The sequence below is a fragment of the Pseudomonas sp. WS 5532 genome (assembly GCF_012985445.1).
Classification (GTDB): domain Bacteria; phylum Pseudomonadota; class Gammaproteobacteria; order Pseudomonadales; family Pseudomonadaceae; genus Aquipseudomonas; species Aquipseudomonas edaphica.
In genome coordinates this window covers 16,096-40,145 of the sequence record NZ_JAAQWK010000035.1, presented here as the reverse complement: position 1 = coordinate 40,145, position 24,050 = coordinate 16,096, and the positions used below count along the sequence as shown (strand labels likewise).

General features: G+C 60.4%; 18 protein-coding genes. 12 read left to right on the top strand and 6 right to left on the bottom strand.

Annotated features, from left to right (window positions below; genetic code table 11):
• Positions 1 to 19 precede the first annotated feature (19 nt).
• A complete protein-coding gene (locus HBO23_RS33720) occupies positions 20 to 412 on the top strand; it encodes a hypothetical protein (RefSeq protein ID WP_346343065.1) in 393 nt (130 codons plus the stop codon).
• 343 nt (positions 413 to 755) lie between these two features.
• Here HBO23_RS33720 and HBO23_RS32295 read toward each other — a convergent pair whose 3' ends face one another.
• The 3 genes from HBO23_RS32295 to HBO23_RS32285 form a co-directional block, all read right to left on the bottom strand.
• Complete coding sequence (locus tag HBO23_RS32295; RefSeq protein WP_170040870.1) at positions 756 to 4,439, bottom strand: translocation/assembly module TamB domain-containing protein; 3,684 nt, start codon at positions 4,437 to 4,439, stop codon at positions 756 to 758.
• Complete coding sequence (locus tag HBO23_RS32290; RefSeq protein ID WP_170040869.1) at positions 4,439 to 6,166, bottom strand: autotransporter assembly complex family protein; 1,728 nt, start codon at positions 6,164 to 6,166, stop codon at positions 4,439 to 4,441. The genes HBO23_RS32295 and HBO23_RS32290 overlap by 1 nt, the downstream gene beginning before the upstream one ends.
• Positions 6,167 to 6,229: 63 nt before the next feature.
• Complete coding sequence (locus tag HBO23_RS32285) at positions 6,230 to 6,880, bottom strand: GNAT family N-acetyltransferase (protein ID WP_170040868.1); 651 nt, start codon at positions 6,878 to 6,880, stop codon at positions 6,230 to 6,232.
• A 168-nt stretch (positions 6,881 to 7,048) separates the two neighbouring features.
• Between HBO23_RS32285 and xthA the strand changes: the two genes are divergently transcribed.
• Positions 7,049 to 7,861 carry an exodeoxyribonuclease III gene (gene xthA, locus HBO23_RS32280; protein WP_017134623.1) on the top strand — a complete coding sequence of 271 codons (813 nt, stop codon included), beginning with the start codon at positions 7,049 to 7,051 and terminating at the stop codon, positions 7,859 to 7,861.
• Between the two features lie 197 nt (positions 7,862 to 8,058).
• Positions 8,059 to 9,387: a phosphate ABC transporter substrate-binding/OmpA family protein gene (locus tag HBO23_RS32275; RefSeq protein WP_138453585.1), complete on the top strand. Its 1,329-nt coding sequence runs from the start codon at positions 8,059 to 8,061 to the stop codon at positions 9,385 to 9,387.
• Positions 9,388 to 9,625: 238 nt separating this feature from the next.
• On the opposite strand, the gene HBO23_RS32270 is transcribed toward HBO23_RS32275, so the two are convergent.
• Positions 9,626 to 10,855, bottom strand: coding sequence for an acyl-CoA dehydrogenase (locus HBO23_RS32270; protein ID WP_058420935.1), 1,230 nt, complete (start codon positions 10,853 to 10,855; stop codon positions 9,626 to 9,628).
• 166 nt (positions 10,856 to 11,021) lie between these two features.
• On the opposite strand from HBO23_RS32270, the gene HBO23_RS32265 reads away from it, so the two are divergent.
• From HBO23_RS32265 to HBO23_RS32255, 3 genes are all read left to right on the top strand, one after another.
• Positions 11,022 to 11,957 carry a LysR family transcriptional regulator gene (locus HBO23_RS32265; RefSeq protein WP_017136514.1) on the top strand — a complete coding sequence of 312 codons (936 nt, stop codon included), beginning with the start codon at positions 11,022 to 11,024 and terminating at the stop codon, positions 11,955 to 11,957.
• Positions 11,958 to 12,101: 144 nt separating this feature from the next.
• Positions 12,102 to 12,494 (top strand): MerR family DNA-binding transcriptional regulator, encoded by a 393-nt coding sequence (locus HBO23_RS32260; protein ID WP_017136513.1) that lies wholly within the window; start codon positions 12,102 to 12,104, stop codon positions 12,492 to 12,494.
• A gap of 17 nt (positions 12,495 to 12,511) precedes the next feature.
• On the top strand, positions 12,512 to 13,411 hold the full coding sequence (locus tag HBO23_RS32255; RefSeq protein WP_017136512.1) for a hydroxymethylglutaryl-CoA lyase: 900 nt from the start codon (positions 12,512 to 12,514) through the stop codon (positions 13,409 to 13,411).
• A 577-nt stretch (positions 13,412 to 13,988) separates the two neighbouring features.
• On the opposite strand, the gene HBO23_RS32250 is transcribed toward HBO23_RS32255, so the two are convergent.
• Positions 13,989 to 15,626 (bottom strand): AMP-binding protein, encoded by a 1,638-nt coding sequence (locus tag HBO23_RS32250; RefSeq protein WP_169988199.1) that lies wholly within the window; start codon positions 15,624 to 15,626, stop codon positions 13,989 to 13,991.
• A 149-nt stretch (positions 15,627 to 15,775) separates the two neighbouring features.
• Between HBO23_RS32250 and HBO23_RS32245 the strand changes: the two genes are divergently transcribed.
• The 4 genes from HBO23_RS32245 to HBO23_RS32230 are packed head-to-tail and all read left to right on the top strand — an operon-like array spanning position 15,776 to position 21,303.
• A complete protein-coding gene (locus tag HBO23_RS32245) occupies positions 15,776 to 16,939 on the top strand; it encodes an isovaleryl-CoA dehydrogenase (RefSeq protein WP_017136510.1) in 1,164 nt (387 codons plus the stop codon).
• 12 nt (positions 16,940 to 16,951) lie between these two features.
• Positions 16,952 to 18,559: a carboxyl transferase domain-containing protein gene (locus HBO23_RS32240; protein ID WP_138453115.1), complete on the top strand. Its 1,608-nt coding sequence runs from the start codon at positions 16,952 to 16,954 to the stop codon at positions 18,557 to 18,559.
• Positions 18,560 to 18,574: 15 nt separating this feature from the next.
• Positions 18,575 to 19,381: a gamma-carboxygeranoyl-CoA hydratase gene (locus HBO23_RS32235; RefSeq protein WP_017136508.1), complete on the top strand. Its 807-nt coding sequence runs from the start codon at positions 18,575 to 18,577 to the stop codon at positions 19,379 to 19,381.
• Positions 19,378 to 21,303, top strand: a complete 1,926-nt coding sequence (locus HBO23_RS32230) for an acetyl/propionyl/methylcrotonyl-CoA carboxylase subunit alpha (RefSeq protein ID WP_170040867.1) — start codon at positions 19,378 to 19,380, stop codon at positions 21,301 to 21,303. The genes HBO23_RS32235 and HBO23_RS32230 overlap by 4 nt, the downstream gene beginning before the upstream one ends.
• Here HBO23_RS32230 and HBO23_RS32225 read toward each other — a convergent pair.
• A complete protein-coding gene (locus tag HBO23_RS32225) occupies positions 21,300 to 21,935 on the bottom strand; it encodes a LexA family transcriptional regulator (protein WP_017136506.1) in 636 nt (211 codons plus the stop codon). The two genes, HBO23_RS32230 and HBO23_RS32225, sit on opposite strands and share 4 nt — an antisense overlap.
• A gap of 130 nt (positions 21,936 to 22,065) precedes the next feature.
• Between HBO23_RS32225 and HBO23_RS32220 the strand changes: the two genes are divergently transcribed.
• Positions 22,066 to 22,416 (top strand): DUF3077 domain-containing protein, encoded by a 351-nt coding sequence (locus HBO23_RS32220; protein ID WP_170040866.1) that lies wholly within the window; start codon positions 22,066 to 22,068, stop codon positions 22,414 to 22,416.
• A 465-nt stretch (positions 22,417 to 22,881) separates the two neighbouring features.
• Positions 22,882 to 24,033 carry a M14-type cytosolic carboxypeptidase gene (locus HBO23_RS32215; protein ID WP_099550041.1) on the top strand — a complete coding sequence of 384 codons (1,152 nt, stop codon included), beginning with the start codon at positions 22,882 to 22,884 and terminating at the stop codon, positions 24,031 to 24,033.
• The last annotated feature ends 17 nt before the right edge of the window (positions 24,034 to 24,050 follow it).

The following is a 24,050-nucleotide window of genomic DNA, read 5'->3' as shown; positions in this document are numbered from 1 at the left end:
CTGCCGGTTTACCCCCCAAATCACTGTCAGATTCCGGCCATCGTGTTTGACGGGGCGATTTCAGATCAAGATCAAAAGCGCAGATCAAAAGACCGCTGACTTCGTCATCGAAAAGGATGTAAGGGCCAGAGCAACAGCAACAGCAACAGCAACAGCAACAGCAACAGCAACAGCAACAGCAACAGCAACAGCAACAGCAACAGCAACAGCAACAGCAACAGCAGAGCCATACTCGGTCAAAGGTGGGAGCTGGCTTGCCTGCGATAGCATCAACTCGGTGTGCCTGGTGTACCGAGGTGTCTGCATCGCAGGCAAGCCAGCTCCCACAGAAAAGCAGCTCTTCAGTGTATGCAAATCCGCTTTCGCTTTTGATCTAACCACTCAGGTCGGCTTTCAGGCCGCCGTGCTGTAGATCTTGATCTTGCTTTTGATCTGAGGCGCCCCGTTAACCACGATGGCCGAACGCAGGCTTGAATCCGTGGGTAACCCGGCAGGACGCCGGGTTAGCCGCGCTGGGCCAAGGATGGCCCATCGCGGCGGCCCACGGATTCAAGCCGGAGTGAGGGCACACCGAGCCTAGGCGAGGTGCCGAGTGGTGGGGCGAAGACCTTTTGGTTACTTTTGGGGCGTTTGCCAAAAGTGACCCGCTGTAAGAGCGGAACCATAAGCCGCCGTTACCCGAATAACGGATATGTACACCGACAAACCGCCATCGCAGGCAAGCCAGCTCCCACACTTCTTACCTTATACAACCCCTAGAAATCCCGCTTGTAGAAGATATCCAACGAACTCGCCACGCCACTAGCCACTTCCAGATACACCTTCTTGCTCAGCAAGTAACGCAAAGCAATGGTATTGGCCGGCTCAAACACCCCCACCCCATAGCGCAAGCTGAGCTTCTCGGTAATCTTGCCACTGGCCACCACTGCGGTCTTGTTCCCGGAGCCCTGGGTGTCAAGGTCGAAATCCTGAATCCCCAGCTTGTTGGCGATATCCGAAGTCACCCCCGCACTGCCCATCAAACCCAGGCCCAGAGCGGCCTCAGCAAGCATATTGTTATCTTCGCCCGTGTTGTTACGCGAACGCCCCAGCACCAGGTACGACAACGCATCTTCCTGAGGCATCGACGGCTCGGAGAAGATCTGCGTCGTCGGCTGCTCAGCGCTACCGCTCAAACGAATACCGGCAGTCACAGTCCTTGAGTCCTCCACGACCACCCGTGTCGCTTCGATATCCAGGAACGGCTGATCCAAGGGACCGGCAAACAACAGCCGCGCACGCCGCACATTGAGGCGCTGCCCGTAGGCACGGTAACGCCCGTCGTTGAGCCACAACTCACCACGGGTGTCCATGTTGTCGCCAATATGCACATGGCCCTGAACCTTGGCAGTCAAGCCAAAGCCGGCAAAGTTAAGCTGGTCTTCACCCACCTCGACGTCGATGTCCATGGCCATCGCCATCGGCGGCTTGCCCTCCTCGGTCTGGCTGCCGACGATCACCGTGTCATCCGAGACCTTGACCGTCGACGGCGGCAGTTCGCGCACGGTGATATCGCCGCGCGGGATGTGCACCTTGCCGGCAATCGCCAACTTGTCGTCCTTGAGGCTGATCTTAAGGTCCGGCGCCACTTCCAGCTTGGCATAGGGCTCAACCGTGACCGGCAATTTCGAGCCTTGCAGGCTCAGGTCCACCGCCAGGGCCTGGCCCCAGCCGACGCGGCCCTTGAGGCTGCCCTGCCCGTCTTTGCCGCTGCGCCAGCCACCGTTGAGCTGCACACTTTCACCGGCGATCAGCGCCTGCACATTCAAGCCCTCGAGGCTCATCGGCAGCTCAGGCCCGGAAATTTCGCCGTCCACCAGGTTCACATTGCCGTTGACCTGCGGCGCCAACAGCCCACCCGAGATGCGGCCGTTACCGTTGAGCTTGCCATTGAGGGTTTCCACCATCGGCACAAACGGGCGCGCCACAGCGAGGTCCAGGCCGGTGAGGCTGAACGTGCCGGTAATCGGCTTGTCCTTGGGCAACGGGTTGATCTGCGCCTGCAACAGCAACTCGCCGAGCTTGCCACCGCGAAAATTCAGCTGCGTGTCGATGCGCTTGGGGTTGAGGGTGGTTTCCAGCTTCAAGGTGTCGTAGGGGAAATCCACCCACTGATTTTTGTCCTTCACGCGCAAGGTGCCGCCGCTGGCATCCACCGCGACCACGCCTTTAGGGCCGCTGCTGGGCAGGTCGAGTTGCACATCGGCGTTGAGCTTGCCCTGCCAGGCGAAATCCTTGGGCAAGAAGGCCGCCAAGCTGTCGATCGGGAATTGCTTGAGGTGGTAGCGCAGCTTGGGTTCAGGCATCAGACGCTGGTCTTCACCGCACAAGCTGGAACCGCCAGACACCCAGCAATGCGCGGCAAAGGTCAGCTTGCCGTCGGCCAGGCGTTCGATTTTCGCCGGGGCTTGCAGCTTCCAATCCTGGCCGCCGGCCTGCACATCACCACTGGCCAGGCGCCCACGCCAGTTGCCTTTGTCGAGGTTGCCATCCAGGGCCAGGGCGAGTTTGACCAGCGGCCCGGCCAGATCGAGTTGCACCTTCTGGCTCTTGATGTCGCCCTGGGCGCTGGCGGTCAGGGTGCCGACCTGGGTTTCACCGGCTTGAATGCCGCTGCCCTTGAGGTCGATCTTCGCACGCTGGGCGTTGTCGAGGGCCGCATCGAGGGTGAGGCTTTGCAGTTTATTATCCGCAAACGCCAGTTGCTGGCCTTTGAGGTCGAGCTTGCCTTGCGGCGCCTTCAGCGTACCGGCTACATCCACGCGACCGTTGATTTGCCCGCGCAACTGCGGCCACAGTTGGGCCAGGCGCGCCAGTTTAATGTCAATCTGCCCGGCCAAGCGTTGCTGCAGACTGCCACTGCCATTGATGCGGTTGTCGCCCAGGCGGATATCCAGGTTGGCCAGGGTCCACTGCTCGTCCGCGCCTTCGGCCTTGGCCGCCAGCACGGCGGTCTGGCCGCGCAAATGGCCCTTGAGGTCGAGGTCGGCATTCAGTTTAAGCTGCTCGTTTTTGAACTCGCCTTTGCTGCGCAATGGCCCGGCCAAGGTGCCCGGCAATTCTGCGACCCAGTACGCCGGGTTGAGTGCCGACAAGTCCAGCGCAGTGTCCCAGGCGATGCCGTCGGCAAATTGCAGGTTCAGGTGCCCTTCGGCCTTGCCTTGACCGGCGGTCAGTTTGAGTTCGGGCAGGAAGACTTGCTTGAGGTCGCCGCTGAATGGCGTGACCAGACTGAATTTACCCGCTGGGCCGTCCAGGTCAGCGTTGAGATTGCCGAGGTAGTTGCCGTCTTTATAGGAAACTTCACCGTTGAACGTATGCAAGGCGACCTGCGGCTCGTCGATTAACGGATAGAGACGATGCCAGGGGAAATCCAGCCAGTTGATTTTCGCGTCGGCGCTGAACCCTTGCTGCCAGTCCAGATTGGCGCTGAGCTTGAGGCTTTGCTGGTCGCCGGCAGTCAGGTCGAGGCCGGCGATCTGTGCGCCCTTGGCGTCGACCTTGCCTTGCAACAGCAAGGCCACCGGGCCTTTTTCTGCGGGCAGCACGGCCCGGCCAAGCAACTGGTAGCCGCTGCTCAGGTCGCCCTTTGCGGTGAGGTCCAATTGATTGAGCTGCAAGGTGTCGGGCAAATCGGCGCTGGGCTTGAAGCCATCCGCCGTGATGTGCAACTGCGCGGGCAGGTTCTCCACCAAAGGTTGCAGCTCGCCGCTGAGCTTCGCGGGCAAGTAGCCGCTGCTGTCGGCGTCGAGCTTGAGGGTCTTGAGCAGGTCGCCGTCAACCTTGAGCGCAACCTTCCACGGCGCGCCGCCGGGCGCATAGGGCAGGCTCAGGTTCCCGGTGGCGCTCAGCGGCCAGTTGCCGGTGGGTTGCAGCAGGCCGTTGAGGTCCAGCACCAGGTCATCGCGTTGCAGGTGCACCGAATCGATCTGCATGCCAGCAGCCGTCCAATGCGCCGCCAACTGCAGGCCCTTGAGCTCCTCACTGCCATTAAACAGCAGGCTGCCGACGCGAACGTCGCCCAACTGGATGGCAACCGGCAACTTCAGATTCGGCAACGTGATCGGGCCACTGCTCGGTTCATTGCTCGGCGGAAATTGCAGGTTGACCTGTTCCACGTCCAATTGGTTGATGCACAGGGTCATGCGCAACAGGCAGCCTGGTGACCAATCAAACTTCGGAGCATTGAGTTCTACCCGACTCGCGTCCTGCTGCCATAGCAGATGGTCGGCGCTCCATTGGCCACCCAGGTGGCCCTGGTAATTTTCAACGCTCAAACCCGGCACCTGGCTCAAGGCCCAACGGCTGCCTGCTTGAGTACCGAGGACTGTCCACAGCGCCAACAGCAGCAGCATGAGGACCGCCACAAGGGCCAGCCCTGCTATTTTCAAACCACGCATCACAGCTCAGGCCCCATGGAAAAGTGCAAACGAATGCCGCCCGGATCTTCGAGGGCATGGGCCAGGTCAAGGCGAATCGGCCCCACTGGCGACACCCAGCGCACACCGACACCCACGCCGGTTTTCAGGCTGGGCATTTCCAGGGTGTTGAAGGAGTTGCCTTGGTCGATAAAGGTCGCGATGCGCCATTTTTCGGCGATGGAATATTGGTACTCGGCGCTCAAGGCCACCATGTAACGCCCGCCGATGCGGTCACCGCGATCGTTTTCGGGTGACAGCGTCTGGTACTCGTAGCCGCGCACGCTCTGGTCACCACCGGCAAAGAAGCGCAACGACGGCGGCACCGACTTGTAGCCGTTGGTGGCACTGCCGCCGAACTGCGCACGGCCGAGGAAACGGTGGTTGTCCCACAAAGTGGTCAAGCCCTTGATGGTGGCGGTGCCGTACAGCAAGTTGGTGTCGGAGCCGAGCCCTTCCTTGGCGACCTTGGCGTCGAACATCAGGCGATAGCCATTGTGCGGGTCGATGCGGTTATCGCTGCGCAGGTAGGAATAGTTGATACCCGGCATCACCAGGTTGCTCAAGCCCGAGTCATTGCCCAGGCGATACTCTTCACGCTGGTATTTGAGCGAGATCACCCGCGTCCAGCCGCTGGGCAGCTTGCTGTGCCATTCGGGGCCGAGGGTGAGCAATTTACTCAGGGTGTCGGTGTTGGCGATTTCTTCGTTCTGGTAACCGCCGGCGAAGCGCAACTTGTCGGTCAACGGCGGGTCGAGCGGGATGTCATACCACAGGCCGACGTTCTGGCGTGGCGCCGACAGTTCGGCCTCCCAGCCATAGCTGTGGCCTTGCGGGTTGACCCAATGGCGGGTCCAGTTGGCTTTGCCGCGCGGGCCGACGTCGGTCGAGTAACCCAGGCCCAGGCCCATGGTGCGTGGCTTGCGGGTATCGAGCTGGACCGCCACCGGGATCACATCGTTGGTCGAGGCGGTTGGGCTGGCGTCCACGCGTACGCCTTCGAAGAAGCCGCTTGATTGCAGGTTCTGGTTGAGTTCGGCGATCAGTTCGGAGTCGTAAGGGGCGCCGCTTTTGAACGGCACCATGCGTTGCAGCAGGTCTTCATCGAACGGCGTATCGCCGGTAAACCCGACTTTGCCCAAGGTGTAGCGCGGGCCGCTGTCGTAGATGAGTTCGATATCGGCGACACCGGCTTGCGGGTCCACCAGCAGCTTCTGGCTGCTGAAACGCCCATTGAAAAAACCGTAGCGCGAAGCCTGATTCTGAATCAGCCGCTTGGCGTCTTCGTAGTTGCCGTGGTTGAGCACGGCGCCCGATTTGAGGTCGTCGCTGGCAGGCACGCGAAAGGCTTTGAGGCTCGCGGCCGGGCCGTCGACCCGAATGGTCACGTTGCGCAGATGCACCGGCTCGCCGGGGTCGATGGTGAGGGTCAGGCGCGGGTTTTTGCCGCCCTTCACGTCACTGGAAATCTGCGGCTGATAGAAGCCCAGAGCCTGGGCCGCCTTGCGGGCCTGCTCCTCGGCGCCACGGCTGAACCGCAGCAAGGCTTCTTCATCACGATCGCCAACCCCGCCGATATAGCCTTCGATGTTGGCTTTCAACGCGTCGTTTGATGGCTTGATGCGCACGTCCAATTCGCTTTGCGCAAATACGCCGCAGCTTGTGAACAGCAGAACCAAGCCGCTGGTAAATCTTCCTGGAAGCTTCATAGGCGCGGATGCTACACAGCTGGGGAGACTCTTTGAACCCGGAATTGTCTGAATAATTCTGTCTCAAGCCGTTGCAGCATGTAACGCCTGGGGATTGGGATGAAAAAACACATGCTCCAGGACAGGTCCTACCGCCACTTCACCGATTTCCTCATAGCCCTGGCGCTTGTAAAAATCCAGATAACGCGAGTTGCCGGTATCGAGCACCACACCCGATGAATGCGGGTCCTCGGCGCACCAGTTGTGCACCGCCTGCAACAGTTGCTCGCCGTAGTGTTTGCCCTGAAATTGCGGGTGAATACCCAGCAGCGGCAACACATGCACCGACTCGTTCGGCAGGCACGCCAACACTGCGTAATGGTAATCCAGATAACGCCGAGTGCCGCGCACGCCGGTGCTCAGCCACATGCGCAACTGCCAGGCCCAGCTCTCGGTGATGCCCAGGCGCCGTTGCGGTGGCGCAATCAAAGCGATGCCGATCAGCCGGTCGTTGACGAACAGGCCGATGGCAGGAAGCTTCTGGAAAAAATGCTGCTTGACCAGCTCACGCACGGTGGCGCGCACCCGCTGTTCGTACCCCGACCGCTCAGCCTCGAAGATGTAAGCGAAGGTCGGTTCATGCCGATAGGCCTGATACAACAAGGAACGGGCCTCGCGGGAATAGTCGCTGTTGAGCAGGCGAATTTCAGCAATGGCAGTGGAAGTGTCAGGCATACAGTCAATCTCCCTGGGCGCCACTCAAAAGATGGCGTTCTTATGGGTACGAACCTGTGCAGCACCAGTCGTTCCCAGACATTAGCAGTGCATGCGCCCTACCGCCACGCTGGCCCCCGTCCGACTTGTCGGCTAGCATCGGCCTTTTGCCAGACTGGACTGCCGACCATGAAAATCGTCTCCTTCAATATCAACGGGCTGCGCGCCCGCCCCCATCAGCTGGCGGCGCTGATTGAAAAGCATCAACCCGACGTGATCGGCCTGCAGGAAACCAAGGTGCACGATGACCAGTTCCCGCTGGCCGAAGTGCAGGCCCTTGGCTATCACGTGTACTACCACGGGCAAAAAGGCCATTACGGCGTGGCCCTGCTGTCGCGCAAGCCGGCGTTGAGCCTGCACAAAGGGTTTGCCAGCGACGAAGAAGACGCCCAGCGTCGCTTTATCTGGGGCACTTTCGCCGACGAGCATGGCCAGTCGATCACCGTGATGAACGGCTACTTCCCCCAGGGCGAAAGCCGCGACCACCCGACCAAGTTCCCGGCCAAACAACGCTTCTACGAAGATTTGCAGCAACTGCTGGAAAGCCAGTTCAGCAATGACCAGCCGCTGGTAGTGATGGGCGACATCAATATTTCGCCGGAAGATATCGACATCGGCATCGGCGCCGACAATGCCAAGCGCTGGCTCAAAACCGGCAAGTGCAGCTTCCTGCCGGAAGAGCGCGAGTGGATGGCCCGCCTTAAAAACTGGGGCCTGGTCGACAGCTTCCGCCACTTGAACCCGGACGTGGCCGACCGCTTCAGCTGGTTCGACTACCGCAGCCGTGGGTTTGAAGATGAGCCCAAGCGTGGGCTGCGCATTGACGTGATCCTGGCGTCCAACGGCCTGGTGTCGCGGGTCAAGGATGCTGGGGTGGATTACGACTTGCGTGGGCTGGAAAAACCGTCGGACCATGCGCCGATCTGGCTTGAGTTGAGCTGATTTCAAGGTTTGTGTACTTCAATGTGGGAGCTGGCTTGCCTGCGATAACGGTGTGTCAGCCAACCATTTGATGACTGGCCCACTGCAATCGCAGGCAAGCCAGCTCCCACATTTTGAATTGCTGTGCGTCAGTCATATTTTTGAAACCCCACTGACTTAATCTGGCGGCACTCCCTTTGGCTTAAGAAGGTGCCGGCATGATGCTGCGCGTTCTGTTCCTGTTGATACTGCCGCTCTACGCTGCCGCCGCTGCCCTACCCGTTCCCGACCAAGGCCCCGCCCTGCGTATCCAGGGTTCTAATACCATTGGTGCGGCGCTTGGACCTGCGTTGGTCAAGGGCATGCTGGAGCACCAGGGCTTGCAGGCGGTGCACAGCGAGCCCGGCGATGGCGCCAATGAACAACGGGTGATCGGCAAGACGCGTCAGGGCAAAACCGTCACGGTGGAGGTCGCAGCCCACGGTTCAAGTACCGGGTTCAGCGCACTGAAAAAATCCAACGCTGACCTTGCGGCTGCTTCGCGCCCGATCAAGGACAGCGAACTGGTGGACCTTGAACCCCTGGGCGACCTGAAAAGCCCAGAGGCCGAGCACGTGATTGCCATCGACGGCCTGGCCATTATCCTCAACCCGCAAAACCCGTTGAATACCTTGAACACCGAGCAGCTGGCGCAGATTTTCAATGGTGAAGTCAGCCACTGGGAGGATGTGGGCGGCGTCGACGGCGCCATTCATCTGTATGCCCGGGATGATCAGTCCGGCACCTATGACACCTTTAAAGAGCTGGTGCTGAACCGGCGCGGCAAACCGCTGGCCGTGGCCGCCAAGCGCTTCGAATCCAGCGAGGCGTTGTCCGATGCGGTGAGCCATGACCCGCAAGGCATTGGTTTTATCGGCCTGCCGTATGTGCGCCAGGCCAAGGCGCTGGCGATTGTCGACGGTGACTCACAGCCGATGTTACCGGTGACCAGCCTGATCGCCACCGAGGATTACCCGCTGTCACGCCGCTTGTATTTTTACCTGCCGCCGTCGAACCGCAACCCGTGGGCCAAAGCCCTGGTGGACTTTACCCAAAGTGGCAAAGGCCAGGCGATTGTGGCCGCCAATGGCTTTATCGCCCAGCAGGTGCAGGCGATTGCCGTGGAGCCACGGGCGTCGATGCCCGAGGACTATCAAAGCATCGTCCGTGACGCCCAGCGCTTGAGTGTGAATTTTCGTTTCGAAGAAGGCAGCGCCAGCCTGGACAACAAGGCGCGCCAGGACTTGCAGCGGGTGGTGGCGTATATAAAAAGCCACGGCAAGCTCGACAAGCAGGTGACGCTGGTGGGGTTTGGCGATGCCAAGAATGACCCGCAGCGGGCGGCGCTGTTGTCAAAGTTGCGGGCAATGGCGGTGCGCCGGGAATTGGTCAAGAACGGCGTGGTGCTCAGGGATATTCGCGGCTTCGGCGCGCAGATGCCGGTGGCGGCGAACACGGCGGATGAGGGGCGGATCAAGAATCGGCGGGTGGAGGTTTGGGTGTACTGACCGCTCGGGTTTCGTGTTGTAAACACTGGCCTCATCGCGGCATAGGTATCTACACAACCGGTTAACACGAAGCCTGTTGTAAGTGGGCTGTTGTGGCAAGCCTGCTCGCCACAGGAGAAATTGGCTGCCTTCAAAAGTTGTGTAGATACCTATGCTCATCGCGGGCAAGCCCGGCTCCCACCTTTGGAATGCATTCCAGTGTGGGAGCTGGCTTGCCTGCGATGCAGGCGCCTCGGTGTTACTGCCCGCTGCGCATCAGCTCTTTAGGCACATACTTGCCAATCTCAAACTTGCCAATCGCCGCACGGTGCACTTCATCCGGGCCGTCGGCCAGGCGCAGGGTGCGTTGCATGGCGTACATGTAGGCCAGCGGGAAGTCGTTGGAAACACCGGCGCCACCATGGATCTGAATCGCCCGGTCAATCACCTTCAAGGCCACGTTCGGCGCCACGACCTTGATCTGCGCGATTTCGCTTTTCGCCACTTTGTTACCGACGGTGTCCATCATGTACGCCGCTTTCAGGGTCAGCAGGCGCGCCATGTCGATTTCCATCCGCGAGTCGGCGATCTTGTCGATATTACCGCCCAGGCGCGCCAATGGCTTGCCGAACGCGGTGCGGCTGACGGAGCGTTTGCACATCAGTTCCAGCGCACGCTCGGCCATGCCGACGGAGCGCATGCAGTGGTGTATGCGGCCTGGGCCAAGGCGGCCCTGGGCGATTTCGAAGCCACGGCCTTCACCCAGCAGTACGTTTTCATACGGCACACGCACGTTGTCGAACAGTACTTCAGCGTGGCCGTGGGGTGCGTCGTCGTAGCCGAACACCGGCAGTGGTCGTACGATTTTTACCCCTGGCGTGTCTACCGGCACCAGGATCATCGAGTGCTGCTGGTGGCGCGGCGCGTCCGGGTTGCTCAGGCCCATGAAGATCAGGATCTTGCAGCGTGGGTCGCAGGCGCCGGAGGTCCACCACTTCTTGCCATTAATCACCCACTCATCGCCTTGACGCTCGGCGCGGGCGGCCATGTTGGTGGCGTCGGATGAGGCCACGTCCGGTTCGGTCATGGCGAACGCCGAACGAATCTCGCCGCGCAGCAGCGGTTCAAGCCAGCGTTGCTTCTGTTCTTCATTGGCGTAACGCACCAGCACTTCCATGTTGCCAGTGTCGGGGGCGGAACAGTTGAACGGCTCCGGGCCCAACAGCGAGCGGCCCATGATTTCGGCCAATGGCGCATATTCGAGGTTGGTCAGGCCGGCGCCCAGCTCGGATTCGGGCAGGAACAGGTTCCATAGGCCTTCGGCTTTGGCACGGGCTTTGAGCTCTTCCATGATCGCGGTGGGCTGCCAGCGGTCACCTTCGCTGACCTGGCGTTCGAACACCGGCTCGGCCGGGTAAACGTAAGCGTCCATGAACGCAGTGACGCGTTCACGCAGTTCCTGAACCTTGGGCGAATAGGCGAAATCCATGAGCAGCTCCCTTCTCTGAGAGGTTGTTTAGGTCATGCAATCGATGCTAGAACAGCGCTGATAATTTACCTAGCCTATTCTCGGCGTGTATTAACATTCATCACCGATATATGATCGGCGTATGAGCACCTGATAAATCGCCACCTGAAAATAAGAGCGCAACGAAATGAATCTGAGCAAGGTCGACCTCAACCTGTTTATCGTCTTCGACGCGATCTACACCGAAGCCAACCTGACCCGCGCCGGGCAGATCGTTGGTATCACCCAGCCGGCGGTATCCAACGCCCTGGCCCGCCTGCGCGAAACCTTCAACGACCCGCTGTTCGTGCGCACCGCGCAAGGCATGGTGCCCACGCCCATGGCGCAGAACATCATCGGCCCGGTGCGCAACGCGTTGTCGTTGCTGCGGGTGTCGGTGCAGGAAAGCCGAATTTTCAACCCGCAACAGGCGGCCAAGACTTATCGCATCAGCATGACCGACCTCACCGAGGCGGTGATTCTGCCGCTGCTGTTCCAGCGCCTGCGCCGCCTGGCGCCAACCGTGGTGATCGAGAGTTTCTTGTCCAAACGCCGCGAAACCACCAAGGAACTGGCCGCCGGGCGCCTGGACTTTGCCGTGGACGCACCGCTCAACACCGACCCGCAAGTGCGCCACGTCAAACTGATGGAAGATCGCTATGTATGCGCCATGCGCAAGGGCCATCCGATGGCGGGAAAGGACAAGTTCACGCTGGATGACTACCTGTCGCTGACTCACATTCATATCTCCAGCCGCCGCAACGGCCTGGGCCACGTTGACCTGGCGCTGGGCAAGATGGGCATCCAGCGCAAGATCGCCCTGCGTTCCCAGCATTACCTGATGGCTTCGCAAGTGTTGCAGCAGACCGACATGGTGATGACCGTGCCCGAACGCTTTGCCCGCCGCCATGAGCTGCATTGGTTCAACCTGCCGGTCAACGATGTGCCGCCGGTGGAAACCCACCTGTACTGGCACGAAAGCACCGACCAGGACCCGGCCAACCGCTGGATGCGTGAGCAGATGATCGAGTTGTGCCAGCAAGTCACCGCGCACGAAAAGAAACTGGATGGCAAGCAAGCCTAAGCTCTGGTGAGCAGGCTTGTTGTAGTGAGCAGGCTTGCCACAGCAAGCTCCCTCGCCACAGGGTGTGAGTCAATCCAGGCTATTTGCTTGACGTAAACGTCAACCTGCCTTTAGCTTAGCGCCAAGACCTTCTTGAGCGCCGCCATGAGCACGACCTACAGCATCTCTGACCTCGCCCGCGAGCTCGACATCACCACCCGCGCCATTCGTTTCTACGAAGAACAAGGCCTGCTGGCCCCGGAGCGCCGGGGCCAGGAGCGCATCTACTCGGCGCGCGACAAGGTCAGCCTCAAGTTGATCCTGCGCGGCAAGCGCATCGGTTTTTCCCTGGCCGAATGCCGTGAGCTGATCGAACTCTACGATCCCACCAGCGGCAACCACATCCAGCTCAACAGCATGCTGGCGAAAATCGCCGAGCGCCGTGAGCAGCTCGAGCAACAGATGCTCGATATCGAACAGATGAAGCTGGAACTGGACACCGCCGAAGAGCGCTGCACCCAGGCGCTGGCGCAGACCATGAACCCGGTTGGTCCATAAACACAAGGTAGCTGCCCATGTCTCTCCCCTCTTATGTGCGCCTGGTGGAAGTCGGCCCGCGCGACGGTTTGCAGAACGAAGCCCAGCCGATCAGCGTGGCCGACAAGGTTCAACTGGTGGACGCACTCAGCTCAGCCGGCTTGAGTTATATCGAAGTCGGCAGTTTTGTCTCGCCCAAATGGGTGCCGCAGATGGCTGGCTCCGCCGAGGTGTTTGCGCAGATCCAGCGCACGCCCGGCGTCACCTACGGCGCGCTGGCGCCAAACCTGCGCGGCTTTGAAGATGCGCTGGCGGCTGGCGTAAAGGAAGTCGCGGTATTTGCGGCGGCGTCCGAGGCGTTTTCGCAGCGCAATATCAACTGCTCCATCAGCGACAGCCTGGAGCGCTTTGCGCCGATCATGACGGCCGCCAAGCAACACGGCATCAGCGTGCGCGGCTATGTGTCGTGTGTGTTGGGTTGCCCTTACGAAGGCCAGATTGCGCCGGAACAAGTCGCCGCAGTAGCACGTGAGTTGTATGCCATGGGCTGTTATGAAGTGTCGCTGGGCGACACCATCGGCACCGGTACCGCAGGCGCCACACGACGGTTGTTCGAAGTGGTCGGCGCGCAGGTGCCACGGGACAAGCTGGCCGGGCATTTCCATGACACCTATGGCCAGGCAATCGCGAATATCTACGCCAGCCTGCTCGAAGGCATCACGGTGTTCGACAGCTCTATTGCGGGCCTGGGCGGCTGCCCTTACGCCAAGGGCGCCAGCGGTAACGTCGCCACCGAAGATGTGGTGTACCTGCTCAATGGTCTGGGTATCGACACCGGTATCGATCTGGAGGCATTGATTCGTGCAGGCCTGCAGATCAGTAACGTGCTGGGTCGGCCGACGGGTTCGCGAGTCGCCAAGGCACGTAACGCCGGTTGAGTAGCTTAGCCGTGACAATGTGTTACCGCACGCATACACATCGAGTAACACGGGAACATATTTTGTCGAATTATCCGTAGGCAAAACCCTACACAAAAATTAAACCATTGATTTTAAATGACTTTTAAAAGTTGGCACGGCTCCTGCTATCTCTATGGCATAACAAGAATAAAAAGCGCCAAACCTAATAAAAATAAGACGAAACGACTCTGACATAACAAAAACAACACGGCAGAGACGCAGCTAACAGATTTTTTTGAAGAAGATGTGCTTCGCAGGGTACGGCGTGCCGACACCCGCAACCGGTTAGAGAAAAATAAAACTACCTCAGGTAGCTGCCACTGGTTGGATCGTTAACGAAGAAGCAGATCAGCGTTCAAAAAAATACGTTTGCTCTTGATCCCGGATGGGGGTCGCAAAAAAACAGCGGTAAAGGGTAACGGTTGCCAAAAACAACAACAGACCGCCCCTCAATAATAAAAAAAGAGCACGCAACGACAAATTAAAGGGGACCTTCGGGTCCCCTTTGTGCTTTCTGTGGAAGCTGGCTTGCCAGCTCCCACATGAGCCTGTGCTGTCAGTTGGATTGGGTTCGCAGCTCCTCGATCGAAATTTCGCGCATGCGAAACTTCTGGATCTTGCCCGTCACTGTCATCGGAAACTCATCCACGAACTTGAAGTGCTTGGGCGTCTTGAAGTGCGCAATGCGGCCCTTGCACCAGGTTTGCAGCTCCAGTTCGTTGGCCACATGGCCGGGATGGAATTTGACCCAGGCAACGATCTCTTCGCCGTAACGCTCATCCGGAATGCCAATGATCTGCACATCGGCCACCGCCGGGTGAGTGAAGAAAAACTCCTCCAGCTCGCGCGGATACACGTTCTCACCGCCGCGAATGATCATGTCCTTATTGCGCCCGGCGATGCACACGTAGCCGTGTTCATCCATGCTCGCCAGGTCGCCGGTATGCATCCAGCCTGCGTCATCAATCGCGTCGCGGGTGCCTTCGGGGTTGTTCCAGTAGCCGAGCATCACGCTGTAGCCACGGGTGCAGAGTTCACCGATCTGGCCACGGGGCACGGTGTTACCGGCCTCGTCGATAATTTTGTTTTCGAGCTGGGGCTGGGTGCGGCCAACGGTGGTGACGCGCCGCTCCAGGTCGTCATCGGCGCCGGTCTGCAATGACACCGGGCTGGTTTCGGTCATGCCATAGGCAATCTGCACTTCGCCCATATGCAACTCGCTGATGACCCGACGCATCACTTCGATGGGGCACGTGGCGCCGGCCATGATGCCGGTGCGCAAGGTGGCCAGGTCGAATTCGCTGCGACGTGGGTGATCCAGCAGTGCAATAAACATGGTCGGCACGCCGTACAGGCCGGTGGCGCGTTCCTGCGCGACAGCGGTGAGCGTCAGCAGCGGGTCGAAACCGTCATTGGGGTAAATCATGGTGGTGCCGTGGGTGATACAGCCGAGGTTGCCCATGACCATGCCAAAGCAGTGGTACAGCGGCACCGGGATCACCAGGCGGTCCTGCGCGGTGAGGCCCAGGCTTTCGCCGACCATGTAACCGTTATTGAGGATGTTGTGGTGACTGAGGGTGGCGCCCTTGGGGAAGCCCGTAGTGCCGGAGGTGTACTGGATGTTGACGGCTTGATCGAAGTGCAGGCTGGCTTGGCGACTATAAAGCTGCTCGGGCGGGATGCCAGCACCGAGGGCCGCCAATTGCGACCAGGGCATAAATCCCGCTGGCGGGCTGGGGTCCAGGCTGATGAGGCCGCGCACGTCGGGGTGCAGTTCCTGCAACATCGCGTGGTAATCGGAGCTCTTGAACGAGCCGGCACACACCAGCCATGCGCAGCCGGACTGTTTGAGTACGTAGTCCAATTCGCTGCTGCGGTAGGCCGGGTTGATATTCACCAGGATCACCCCGAGCTTGGCGCTGGCTATTTGAGTGATGCACCACTCGGCACAATTCGGCGCCCAGATGCCCAGGCGATCGCCGGTTTGCATGCCCAAAGCCATGAAGGCGCGGGCATGCAAATCCACCGTCTCGGCCAACTCCCGCCAGGTGTAACGGCGTTGCTGATGGCGCACCACCAAGGCTTCGCCATCGGGGTAGTGCGCAACGGTGCGATCGAAAGCCTGACCGATGGTCATGGCCAGCAAGGTCTTGTCCTGGGAGCCACGGCTGTAGCTCGGGTGCGGTTGATCCATAACGACCCCTGTTGTCTTTTTTGTAGGTTGACGTAAACGTAAACTACGATTGACAGCGCCGTAACGCAAGCTTACGTTAACGTAAAGGTGAGCGCCCTCCCTCGCGCCCCACCCACACAACAACAAAGCTCACATTAAGGTGCCTGTCCATGAGTTACCCGTCCCTGAACTTCGCCCTCGGTGAAACCATCGACATGCTGCGCGACCAGGTGCAGTCGTTCGTGGCGAAGGAGATCGCGCCCCGCGCGGCGCAGATCGACATCGACAACCTGTTCCCTGCCGATCTGTGGCGCAAGTTCGGGGACATGGGCCTCTTGGGCATCACAGTGCCGGAAGAGTACGGCGGCGCCGGCCTGGGTTACCTGGCGCACGTGGTGAGCATGGAAGAAATCAGCCGTGGTTCGGCGTCAGTGGCGCTGTCCTACGGCGCGCACTCCAACCTGTGCGTCAACCAGATCAACCGCAACGGCAATCACGAACAAAAACTCAAGTACCTGCCCAAGTTGATCAGCGGCGAGCACATCGGCGCCCTGGCCATGAGCGAACCGAATGCTGGCTCCGACGTGGTCTCGATGAAGCTGCGCGCCGACAAACGTGGTGACCACTACGTGCTCAACGGCAGCAAGACCTGGATCACCAATGGCCCCGACGCCAACACCTACGTGATCTACGCCAAGACCGACCTGGAAAAAGGCCCTCACGGCATCACCGCGTTTATCGTCGAGCGCGACTACAAAGGCTTCAGCCGCAGCAACAAGTTCGACAAGCTGGGCATGCGCGGCTCCAACACCTGCGAACTGTTTTTCGATGACGTCGAGGTGCCCGAAGAAAACATCCTTGGTGTGCTCAATGGCGGCGTCAAAGTGCTGATGAGCGGCCTGGACTACGAGCGCGTGGTGCTCTCGGGCGGCCCGACCGGGATCATGCAAGCGTGCATGGACCTGATCGTGCCCTACATCCATGACCGTAAGCAGTTCGGCCAGAGCATCGGCGAATTCCAGCTGATCCAGGGCAAGGTCGCCGACATGTACACCCAGCTCAACGCCAGCCGCGCCTATCTCTACGCGGTGGCCCAGGCCTGCGAACGTGGCGAAACCACGCGCAAGGACGCCGCCGGGGTGATCCTCTACAGTGCCGAGCGCGCCACGCAAATGGCCCTGGACGCGATCCAGATTCTCGGCGGCAATGGCTACATCAATGAATTCCCCGCCGGGCGCCTGTTGCGTGATGCCAAGCTGTACGAAATCGGTGCTGGCACCAGTGAGATTCGGCGGATGCTGATCGGTCGCGAACTCTTCAACGAAACCCGCTGAAGGAGCGCCCCCATGGCCACCTTGCATACCCAGCTAAACCCGCGTTCAGCGGAGTTCGCCGCCAACAGCACGGCGATGCGCCAACAGGTCGACGCCCTGCACAGCCTGCTCGCCCATGTGCAGCAAGGCGGCGGCGCCAAGGCCCAGGAACGGCACACCTCGCGCGGCAAACTGCTGCCCCGTGAGCGTATCAACCGCTTGCTCGACCCTGGCTCACCGTTCCTGGAACTCAGCCAACTGGCGGCTCACCAGGTGTACGGCGAGGACGTGCCCGCCGCTGGCGTGATCGCCGGAATCGGCCGTGTGGAAGGCGTCGAATGCATGATTGTCGCCAACGACGCCACGGTCAAAGGCGGCTCGTACTACCCGCTCACGGTAAAAAAACACCTGCGGGCCCAGACCATCGCCGAGCAGAACCGCCTGCCGTGCATTTACCTGGTGGACTCCGGTGGCGCCAACCTGCCGCGTCAGGATGAGGTATTTCCTGATCGCGAACACTTCGGGCGGATCTTCTTCAACCAGGCCAACATGAGCGCCCAGGGCATCCCGCAAATCGCCGTGGTGATGGGCTCCTGCACCGCCGGTGGCGCCTACGTACCCGCCATGGCCGACGAAGCGATCATGGTGCGCCAGCAAGCCACGATCTTCCTCGCCGGGCCGCCGCTGGTAAAAGCCGCGACCGGCGAAGTGGTCAGCGCCGAAGACCTGGGCGGTGCCGATGTGCACTGCAAGATCTCCGGCGTAGCCGACCACTATGCCGACAGCGATGAACATGCGCTCGCCCTGGCCCGACGCAGTGTGGCCAACCTCAACTGGCGCAAGCAGGGTGAGTTAGTGCAACGCCCGCCGGTGGCGCCGTTGTACAGCAGCGAAGAACTTTATGGCGTGATCCCGGCCGATGCCAAGCAGCCATTTGATGTGCGCGAAGTGATCGCGCGGCTGGTGGATGGCTCGGTATTCGATGAGTTCAAGGCGCTGTTTGGCACCACGCTGGTGTGTGGTTTTGCGCACCTGCACGGCTACCCGATTGCGATCCTGGCCAACAACGGGATTCTGTTCGCCGAGGCCGCGCAAAAAGGCGCGCACTTTATCGAACTGGCCTGCCAGCGCGGGATTCCGTTGCTGTTCTTGCAGAACATCACCGGGTTTATGGTCGGCCAGAAATACGAAGCCGGCGGCATTGCCAAGCACGGCGCCAAGCTGGTCACAGCGGTGGCGTGTGCCAAGGTACCCAAGTTCACGGTGATCATCGGTGGCAGCTTTGGTGCCGGTAACTACGGCATGTGCGGTCGCGCCTATGACCCGCGCTTTTTGTGGATGTGGCCGAACGCACGCATCGGTGTGATGGGCGCCGAACAGGCCGCCGGCGTGCTGGTGCAGGTCAAGCGTGAACAGGCCGAGCGCGCGGGCAATGCGTTCAGCGCCGAAGAAGAAGCCGCGATCAAGCAGCCGATTCTCGACCAGTACGAAACCCAGGGCCATCCCTACTACTCCAGCGCACGTTTGTGGGATGACGGTGTGATTGACCCGCAGCAGACCCGTGACGTGCTGGCGCTGGCGTTGTCCGCCGCGCTGAATGCCCCCATCGAGCCGAGCCGCTTCGGCGTGTTCCGCATGTAAATGGAGCTGTACCCCATGAGCGATTTCAACACCCTCGAACTGGTCACCGACAGCCGTGGTTTTGCCACGCTGTGGCTCAGTCGTGAAGCCAAGAACAACGCGTTCAATGCGCAGATGATCCGCGAGTTGATCATCGCCCTCGACCAGGTGCAGGCCGATGCGTCCCTGCGTTTTTTAGTGTTGCGCGCACGTGGCAAGCACTTCAGCGCCGGCGCAGACCTGGCCTGGATGCAGCAATCGGCCGAGCTGGATTACCACACCAACCTGGACGACGCGCGCGAGCTGGCCGAGTTGATGTACAACCTGGCCAAACTGAAAATCCCGACCCTGGCAGTGGTGCAAGGCGCAGCCTACGGGGGCGCGCTGGGCTTGATCAGCTGCTGCGACATGGCGATTGGCGCCGATGACGCGCAGTTCTGCCTGTCGGAAGTGCGCATCGGCCTGGCACCGGCGGTGATCAGCCCGTTCGTGGTACAGGCCATCGGCGAGCGGGCCGCGCGGCGCTATGCGCTGACGGCCGAGCGTTTTGGCGGCCAGCGTGCACGCGACATTGGCCTGCTGGCGGAAAGTTACCCGGCCACCGAGCTGGATGCGCAAGTGGAACTGTGGATCGCCAACCTGTTGCAAAACAGCCCGGCTGCCATGCGCGCCAGCAAGGATTTGCTGCGCGAAGTCGGCAACGGCGCCCTCACCCCGGCGCTGCGTCGGTATTGCGAAAATGCCATCGCGCGGATTCGCGTCAGCGCCGAGGGCCAGGAAGGCTTGCGCGCGTTCCTGCAAAAACGCCCGCCCAGCTGGCAAGCGCAGGAGCCACGTTCATGAGCACACTGACCACTGTGCTGGTGGCCAACCGTGGCGAAATCGCCTGCCGGGTAATGCGCACCGCCAAGGCGATGGGGTTGACCACCGTGGCGGTCCACAGCGCCACCGACCGCGATGCGCGCCATAGCCGCGAGGCCGACATTCGGGTTGACCTGGGTGGCAGCAAGGCCACCGACAGTTACCTGCAAATCGACAAACTGATCGCCGCCGCCCAAGCCAGTGGCGCTCAGGCGATCCATCCGGGTTACGGCTTTCTGTCGGAGAACGCCGGCTTTGCTCGTGCGATTGAAGCCGCCGGTCTTGTTTTCCTGGGTCCGCCCGCCTCGGCCATCGATGCCATGGGCAGCAAATCGGCGGCCAAGGCGCTGATGGAAACTGCCGGGGTGCCGTTGGTGCCGGGTTATCACGGCGCGGACCAGGACCTGGAAACTTTCCGCGATGCCTGCGAACGTATCGGTTACCCGGTACTGCTCAAGGCCACGGCAGGTGGCGGCGGCAAGGGCATGAAGGTGGTCGAGGACGTCAGCCAGTTGGCCGAAGCCCTGGCCTCGGCCCAGCGTGAGGCGCTGTCGTCCTTTGGCAATGGGCAGATGCTGGTGGAGAAGTACCTGCTCAAGCCGCGCCACGTGGAGATTCAGGTGTTTGCCGACCAACACGGCCATTGCCTGTACCTCAATGAGCGCGACTGTTCTATTCAACGTCGCCATCAAAAGGTGGTGGAAGAAGCACCCGCACCGGGCTTGAGTGCCGAGCAGCGTAAAGCCATGGGTGAGGCGGCCGTGCGTGCGGCCCAGGCGATCGGCTATGTGGGCGCCGGCACCGTGGAGTTTTTGCTGGACGCGCGTGGCGAGTTCTTCTTCATGGAGATGAACACGCGGCTGCAAGTGGAGCATCCAGTGACCGAGGCGATTACCGGCCTTGATTTGGTAGCCTGGCAGATTCGTGTGGCTCAGGGTGAACCGCTGCCGATCACTCAGGATCAGGTGCCGTTGGTGGGCCATGCGATTGAAGTGCGCTTGTATGCCGAAGACCCGGCCAATGATTTCCTGCCAGCCACCGGGCACCTGGCGCTGTACCGCGAATCTATTCCAGGCCCGGGGCGCCGTGTGGACAGTGGCGTAGCACAAGGCGACAACGTTTCGCCCTTCTACGACCCGATGCTCGGCAAACTGATTGCCTGGGGTGAAGACCGCGAACAGGCGCGCCTGCGGTTGTTGAGCATGCTCGATGAGTTTGCGGTCGGCGGAGTCAAGACCAACCTCGGCTTTTTGCGGCGCATCATCGGCCATCCGGCGTTTGCGGCGGCTGAACTCGATACCGGGTTTATTCCGCGCTATCAGGATGAACTGCTGCCAGCACCTGGTGCTTTGAGCGATGAGTTCTGGCAGGCGGCAGGGGCGGCGTTTATGCAGAGCCAGCCCGCCGGTGAAGGCCCGTGGGCGGATAACCGAGGCTTTCGTGCCGGGTTGCCGAGCGACGTGTCGTTGCACTTGAGTTGCGCCGGGCAGGACCGGCTGGTGAAGCTGGTAGCGGGCACTGCGCAATTGCGCGGCGAGCAACTACTGATCGAACACCATGGCGTGCGCCGCGCTTATCTGGCGGTACGCAGCGAAGGCATCCTGTATCTGCGCTGGGACGGCCAGATGCAGGCCGTCAGCTTGTATGACCCGATTGCTGCAGTCGAGGCCAACCAGACTCATCAAGGCGGCCTCACAGCGCCGATGAACGGCAGCATCGTGCGGGTGCTGGTAGAAGTCGGTCAACACGTGGAGGCTGGCACTCAGCTGGTGGTGCTCGAGGCCATGAAGATGGAGCACAGTATCCGCGCGCCTCACGCCGGGGCGGTCAAGGCAGTGTTTTGCCAGGAAGGCGAAATGGTCGCCGAAGGCAGCGCCCTGGTGGAACTTGAGACCACGGACTAGAACTTCGCCGTGGCTTGCACCACGACCCCGAGGATTCGGCACGCATCGGTGAAAAGCTGCTTGGGATAAGTCGGATTGAGCGGCACCAGGTAAAGCTGGCCGCTCTCTTCCATCAATTGGCGAAAGGTCGCCTGGGTGCTGTCGGCCCATTGCGCAACCACCAGCTTGCCGGGTTCGGGCTCGATGGCCGGGTCCACCAGAATCATCATGCCCGCACCGATGCTCAGGCCGCTGGGCGCGGTCATGGCATCGCCCGTTACGGGCAGCCAGAAGGCTTCGCCCTGGGCATGGTAATCGCTCAGTTCGAAACGGGCCGCGCCGTAGGTCGGGCGCTCTTCGCGGATTTCGCAGACGCCTTTCCAGTCGCTGACCGGGTAGCGGAAATACGGGTTGTAGTGTTTTTCCAGCGCAGGTGTTGGGTCGGCCTTTTCGCGAATCTCCAGCGCGACTTCCAGATAGCCGAGCCCCAGCTCGTCCAGCACCCGGTTCATGTCCGCAAGACTGGGCACGCGGCGCTTATTGAGCCAATGACCGACGCCGCCCTGGGACATGCCCAAGCGTTCGGCCAGTTCATCCTGCGTGACCTTGCGGTCTTTCATGTTGGCTTTGACCAACGCTATCCAGTTGTCCATGGAGCCTGACCATACGTTGCGCAATTGCCACGACAATAAACAGTTTGTAGTAATCCATCAAATGACATAAATACGATTCGTATTACTATCAGGTGCAGGTTTTCAACGTCCAGCCAGAGTAATCGCCCTCATGATGACCCTCCCGAATCACCTGCCTTGCACGCCCGAAACCGACGAACTGCTGACCCTGCGCAGCAGTGGCGCCGTGCAACGGGCACTCGACTATTACCTGAAAGAAGATGTGTCGGCGCCCACGCCTGACGCCGCGTTTTTCGACATCAGGCCCGGCATCAGCCAGGAAGACGCCCTGGTGCACGCATCGGAGCTGCTACGCAGTGCGGCGGCAGCCGCCTATGAATCGGCAAGCAACCGGCAGGGCAACCAGCGGGACCTGGCCTTTTCGGTGGTGTATTTGATTGATATGGCCAAAGCGATGGTGGAACAGGCAGTGCAGGTGCCTGCTGCCCAGGCGAGCGCCTGAAAGGCACGTAAGAAAAATATTTCTATCACACGGATAAAAACATTTGACTTGCAAATGATAATGATTATTATTGGGCTCAGCTGATCGCGAGATCAGTCGATAGACCAAGGGACCTTAGGTCGGACTCTTGGAATATCTCCTCATCAGGCTAATCACGGTTTTTGACCCGGCTCTTTGGCCGGGTCTTTTTTTTGCCAGTTTTTCTGGCGTGGCTTCAGGCTAATGAAGACTGTGTGTTGCTTGATGGCGCGCATGGTAGCAAAAGAGCATCGCCAAAAGAAAGCCGATCGAACGCTCTAGCCCGGATCTTTGCGAAATAGCGCTTGAGAATCAATCTCATAGAATCTAAGCTGCCTCAGCGTCAAGGACGACGCCCCCTTCCCCGTGCAACAATTTTGCACCAAGATTTTGCCTCACTCCTGTGTAAGATATCTGCCACAACAATCCTACGCAGGCAGCCAGCCCATGACAGTGGCCTTGACCTCCATCAAGATCAGCACCGACTTCGACAGCGGCAACATCCAGGTCCTGGATGCCAGCGACGCTTATCAGTTGTTGCTGGCGATCAAACCCGATACTCGCAGCGCACATTTCCAATGGTTCCACTTCAAGGCCGAAGGCATGCATGTGGGCCATACCCACACCTTCCGCCTGAGCAACGCCAGCCATTCGTCATATAAAAATGCCTGGAGTGGTTACAACGCCGTGGCGTCCTACGACCACGTCAACTGGTTCCGCGTGCCCACGCGTTTTGATGGCGATACATTGCACATCAGCCTGCAAACCCGCGAGAAGCAAGCCTGGTTCGCCTACTTCGAACCGTATAGCCGTGAGCGTCACGACTGGCTGATCGAACAGGCCCTGAACCGCGCCGGTACCCAACTGCTCGCCACCGGCAAAAGCGTCGAGGGCCGTGATATCCAGCTGCTACGCCGCGGCAAAGGTGGCGAAGGCCAGCGCAAGGTGTGGATCATCGCCCAGCAGCATCCCGGCGAACACATGGCTGAATGGTTTATGGAAGGCGTCATCGAGCGCCTGCAACAGGACGGTGATGCCGAGCTGAAAAAACTCCTGGCCGTCGCCGACCTGTACCTGATCCCCAACATGAACCCCGATGGCGCCTTTCACGGGCACCTGCGCACCAACGCCATGGGCCAGGACCTCAACCGTGCCTGGCAGAACGCCAGCGAGGCGCTCAGCCCGGAAGTGCTGTTCGCCCAGCAGCAAATGGAGAAATACGGCGTCGACCTGTTCCTCGATATCCATGGCGATGAAGAAATCCCCTACGTCTTCACCGCAGGCTGCGAAGGCAACCCCGGTTACACCCCGCGTATCGAAGCGCTGGAAAAACACTTCCGCAGGCACTTGAGCGCCCTGACCCGCGATTTCCAGACCACCCACGGCTACACCCGCGACCTGCCGGGCGAAGCCAACATGACCCTGGCCTGCAATGCCGTTGGCCAGCAATACGACTGCCTGTCGCTGACCCTCGAGATGCCCTTCAAGGACAACGACGACGCCCCCAACCCGAAAACCGGTTGGTCCGGTGAGCGCTCCAGGCAACTGGGCAAGGACGTGTTGAGCACCGTGGCCGATATCGTCACCACCCTGCGCTGACCCGCCCTGCCCCCCGG

What these genes read in the sequence shown, in the direction of transcription:
- HBO23_RS32265 (WP_017136514.1), top strand. Translation starts at nt 11,022, where the DNA reads ATGAATCTGAGCAAGGTCGACCTCAACCTGTTTATCGTCTTCGACGCG.
- HBO23_RS32240 (WP_138453115.1), top strand. Translation starts at nt 16,952, where the DNA reads ATGGCCACCTTGCATACCCAGCTAAACCCGCGTTCAGCGGAGTTCGCC.
- HBO23_RS32255 (WP_017136512.1), top strand. Translation starts at nt 12,512, where the DNA reads ATGTCTCTCCCCTCTTATGTGCGCCTGGTGGAAGTCGGCCCGCGCGAC.
- HBO23_RS32215 (WP_099550041.1), top strand. Translation starts at nt 22,882, where the DNA reads ATGACAGTGGCCTTGACCTCCATCAAGATCAGCACCGACTTCGACAGC.
- HBO23_RS32245 (WP_017136510.1), top strand. Translation starts at nt 15,776, where the DNA reads ATGAGTTACCCGTCCCTGAACTTCGCCCTCGGTGAAACCATCGACATG.
- HBO23_RS32295 (WP_170040870.1), bottom strand. Translation starts at nt 4,439, where the DNA reads ATGCGTGGTTTGAAAATAGCAGGGCTGGCCCTTGTGGCGGTCCTCATG.
- HBO23_RS32285 (WP_170040868.1), bottom strand. Translation starts at nt 6,880, where the DNA reads ATGCCTGACACTTCCACTGCCATTGCTGAAATTCGCCTGCTCAACAGC.
- HBO23_RS32225 (WP_017136506.1), bottom strand. Translation starts at nt 21,935, where the DNA reads ATGGACAACTGGATAGCGTTGGTCAAAGCCAACATGAAAGACCGCAAG.
- HBO23_RS32230 (WP_170040867.1), top strand. Translation starts at nt 19,378, where the DNA reads ATGAGCACACTGACCACTGTGCTGGTGGCCAACCGTGGCGAAATCGCC.
- HBO23_RS32275 (WP_138453585.1), top strand. Translation starts at nt 8,059, where the DNA reads ATGATGCTGCGCGTTCTGTTCCTGTTGATACTGCCGCTCTACGCTGCC.
- HBO23_RS32250 (WP_169988199.1), bottom strand. Translation starts at nt 15,626, where the DNA reads ATGGATCAACCGCACCCGAGCTACAGCCGTGGCTCCCAGGACAAGACC.
- HBO23_RS32220 (WP_170040866.1), top strand. Translation starts at nt 22,066, where the DNA reads ATGATGACCCTCCCGAATCACCTGCCTTGCACGCCCGAAACCGACGAA.
- HBO23_RS32235 (WP_017136508.1), top strand. Translation starts at nt 18,575, where the DNA reads ATGAGCGATTTCAACACCCTCGAACTGGTCACCGACAGCCGTGGTTTT.
- HBO23_RS32260 (WP_017136513.1), top strand. Translation starts at nt 12,102, where the DNA reads ATGAGCACGACCTACAGCATCTCTGACCTCGCCCGCGAGCTCGACATC.
- HBO23_RS32270 (WP_058420935.1), bottom strand. Translation starts at nt 10,855, where the DNA reads ATGGATTTCGCCTATTCGCCCAAGGTTCAGGAACTGCGTGAACGCGTC.
- xthA (WP_017134623.1), top strand. Translation starts at nt 7,049, where the DNA reads ATGAAAATCGTCTCCTTCAATATCAACGGGCTGCGCGCCCGCCCCCAT.
- HBO23_RS32290 (WP_170040869.1), bottom strand. Translation starts at nt 6,166, where the DNA reads ATGAAGCTTCCAGGAAGATTTACCAGCGGCTTGGTTCTGCTGTTCACA.